The sequence below is a fragment of the Mesorhizobium sp. M1A.F.Ca.IN.020.06.1.1 genome (assembly GCF_004023265.1).
Classification (GTDB): Bacteria; Pseudomonadota; Alphaproteobacteria; order Rhizobiales; family Rhizobiaceae; genus Mesorhizobium.
The window spans coordinates 1-2,385 of the sequence record NZ_RZSR01000921.1 but is presented as its reverse complement, the minus strand read 5'-3'; the positions used below and the strand labels follow the sequence as shown (position 1 = coordinate 2,385).

General features: G+C 64.1%; 4 protein-coding genes. 3 read left to right on the top strand and 1 reads right to left on the bottom strand.

Features of this window, described 5'->3' with window-relative positions:
* The 3 genes from EOA60_RS29050 to EOA60_RS29040 all read left to right on the top strand — a co-directional run.
* Window positions 1-457, top strand: a 457-nt coding sequence (locus tag EOA60_RS29050) for a stage II sporulation protein M (RefSeq protein WP_206628303.1), incomplete at its 5' end; no start/stop codon positions are given.
* Window positions 444-1,307, top strand: a complete 864-nt coding sequence (locus EOA60_RS29045) for an RDD family protein (RefSeq protein ID WP_067329877.1) — start codon at window positions 444-446, stop codon at window positions 1,305-1,307. The genes EOA60_RS29050 and EOA60_RS29045, both read left to right, overlap by 14 nt.
* Before the next feature lie 15 nt (window positions 1,308-1,322).
* Window positions 1,323-1,676: a hypothetical protein gene (locus EOA60_RS29040; protein WP_095824766.1), complete on the top strand. Its 354-nt coding sequence runs from the start codon at window positions 1,323-1,325 to the stop codon at window positions 1,674-1,676.
* A 9-nt stretch (window positions 1,677-1,685) separates the two neighbouring features.
* Here EOA60_RS29040 and EOA60_RS29035 read toward each other — a convergent pair whose 3' ends face one another.
* The gene (locus EOA60_RS29035) at window positions 1,686-2,372 is read right to left on the bottom strand and encodes a D-lyxose/D-mannose family sugar isomerase (RefSeq protein WP_067329872.1); all 687 of its coding nucleotides are present in this window, start codon (window positions 2,370-2,372) and stop codon (window positions 1,686-1,688) included.
* Window positions 2,373-2,385 lie beyond the last annotated feature (13 nt).

Sequence of the window (2,385 nt, the reverse complement as noted above, 5' to 3'; positions counted from 1 at the left end):
CAACACGCAGGTGTCGATCCTGGCCTTCGCGCTCGGCTTCGCCTTCGCGGTGCCCAGCGTGCTGATCATCCTGATGAATGGCTGCATGCTCGGCGCCATCTTCCAGATCTATGCCGCCAAGGGGCTCGGTTTCGAGCTCGGCGGCTGGCTGTCGATCCACGGCACGACGGAGCTTTTCGCCATCGCCATCGCGGGCGCGGCCGGCATGCGCATCGGCACCAGCATCGCCTTTCCCGGCGAGCTGACGCGCATGGCCGCGGCCTCACGCGCGGGCCGCGTGGCGGCGACCGCGATGGTCGGCGTCGTCATGATGCTGCTGTTTGCCGGCCTGCTCGAAGGCATCGGCCGGCAGACGATCACAAGCGATATCGCCCGCTATTCGATCGGCGGCGGCATGCTGGCGCTCTGGATTTCTTATTTCTACCTGTTCCGGATGGTGCGGCATGGCAACGGCTAGGAATCCCGCCGCGCTGGTGCGCCCGCTGGTGACGCCGGAGGGCGTGGACCTGCGCGTCAAGCTGGCCGATGCCGGGACGCGGGCTTCGGGATTCCTGCTCGATGTGGTGATCATCGTCGTCGCCGCCGTCGCGGTCAGCCTTGTCGCGATCTTCGGCCTGGGCGGGCTCGGCGTGAAGGACGCCGAACCGCTGTTCATCGTCTGGATCATCTTCATCTTCCTGCTGCGCAACGTCTATTTCATCGCCTTCGAGGCGGGCCGGCGGGCGGCGACGCCCGGCAAGCGGATGGTCGGCGTCCGCGTCGCTTCGCGCAGCGGCGCCGGCCTCAGCCTCGACCAGGTCATCGCGCGCAACCTGATGCGCGAGATCGAGGTGTTCCTGCCGCTGTCGATCCTGGCGGCGCGCGGCAGCGCCGGTGTCGCCGACACGCTGTCGACCATCTTCGGGCTGGTGTGGGCGCTGCTGTTCTCGCTGTTCCCGCTCTTCAACCGCGACCGGCTGCGGATTGGCGACCTGCTCGCCGGAACCTGGGTGGTCGAGGCGCCGAAGGTGGCGCTGCTCGAGGATCTGTCGCTGCGCAAGGATCCGGTCGCGACCCGCTTCCAGTTCAGCGCCGCGCAGCTCGACGCCTATGGCATCGCCGAGCTGCACAAGCTGGAGGAAGTGCTGCGCCGCGACGACTATTTCGCGATGAAAGCGGTGGCGGAAACGATAGGCCGCAAGATCGGCGCCAGGGTCGAGCCGGTCGATTCACGGGCATTCCTCACCGCCTATTACGGCGAGCTGCGCGCGCACCTGGAGCGCAAGCTGCTGCTGGGCAATCGGAAGGCGGACAAGTACGCGCGGTAGATTGGAACTCTCAGTATGTCTGAAACAATCAGCCAAGCCGAGAGCGCCAGAATAGAAAGCGCCATTCAGGCAGCAGTTGCCGGGTCGTGGGAGGTTTTTGCAAAACTCACCGATGAACCGTTTCCAGACGATGCGTCGATGAGGGAGCAGTTCGAAGATTCCACTCCCCGACTGCAGCAGGCCGGAGGAAATTGGGAAATGAAATGGGGCATAGGCATCGTACCCGACGACGCGACGCGCGTGATCACAGCCATGATCAAAGCGCCGCCCACCGTGGATATTGTCCTCACGCTGCACAGCACGAGCGACCGGGACGACAGCACTATCAGTATCTGGACCTCCTTTCAGCAGCGAAATTGGGACGACTAGGCCCTCGCCCTACCCCACCCATTTTTCATAATCCGACACCAGAAGGTGAACCGGCGCCACATCCTCCTCGATGTTGGAGAAGCGGCCGATCGGATCGCGGAAGACGTTGTCGGTGAGGTCGTCATTGACGGTCGAGACCTCGCCGATCAGCACGTCCTTGCCCTCGGCCCAGAAGGCGTGCCAGACGCCCGGCAGCAGCGTCACGCTCTGGCCCGGGTCGAGCTTCAGGAGCCCGCCGGCGGGCAATCTGGTGATGGTGCCGTCGACCGGCACCGACACTTCGGCCTTCGGGTCGATGCCGCCGTCGCGGTCGTGCATGAACAGTTCCAGCACCAGCTTGCCGCCGCCGCGGTTGATGATGTCCTCGGCCTTGATGTTGTGGCGGTGCATGGGCGACAGCTGGTCCTTGCGCGAGATCATGATCTTCTCGGCGTAGAGCATGCCCATGCCGAGCTTCATGTCCGCGTAGCGGCCGTTGCGGACGGTAAAAAGGAAGAGACCAAGCTCATCGAACTTCTCCTGGCCGTAGTCGGTGATGTCCCAGCCGAGACGCGAGCTGAAAATGGCCGAAGAGTCCGCCTTGTGCGCCTTCATCTCTTCCGGCGACCAGTAGGCGAAGGGCGGCATGATGTAGCCGAACGAGCGGATGAAGGCGTCGGCTTCGCGGATGATGTCGTTGATTTTGGAGCGCTTCATGGTCGTTTTCCTT

What these genes read in the sequence shown, in the direction of transcription:
- EOA60_RS29035 (WP_067329872.1), bottom strand. Translation starts at nt 2,372, where the DNA reads ATGAAGCGCTCCAAAATCAACGACATCATCCGCGAAGCCGACGCCTTC.
- EOA60_RS29045 (WP_067329877.1), top strand. Translation starts at nt 444, where the DNA reads ATGGCAACGGCTAGGAATCCCGCCGCGCTGGTGCGCCCGCTGGTGACG.
- EOA60_RS29040 (WP_095824766.1), top strand. Translation starts at nt 1,323, where the DNA reads ATGTCTGAAACAATCAGCCAAGCCGAGAGCGCCAGAATAGAAAGCGCC.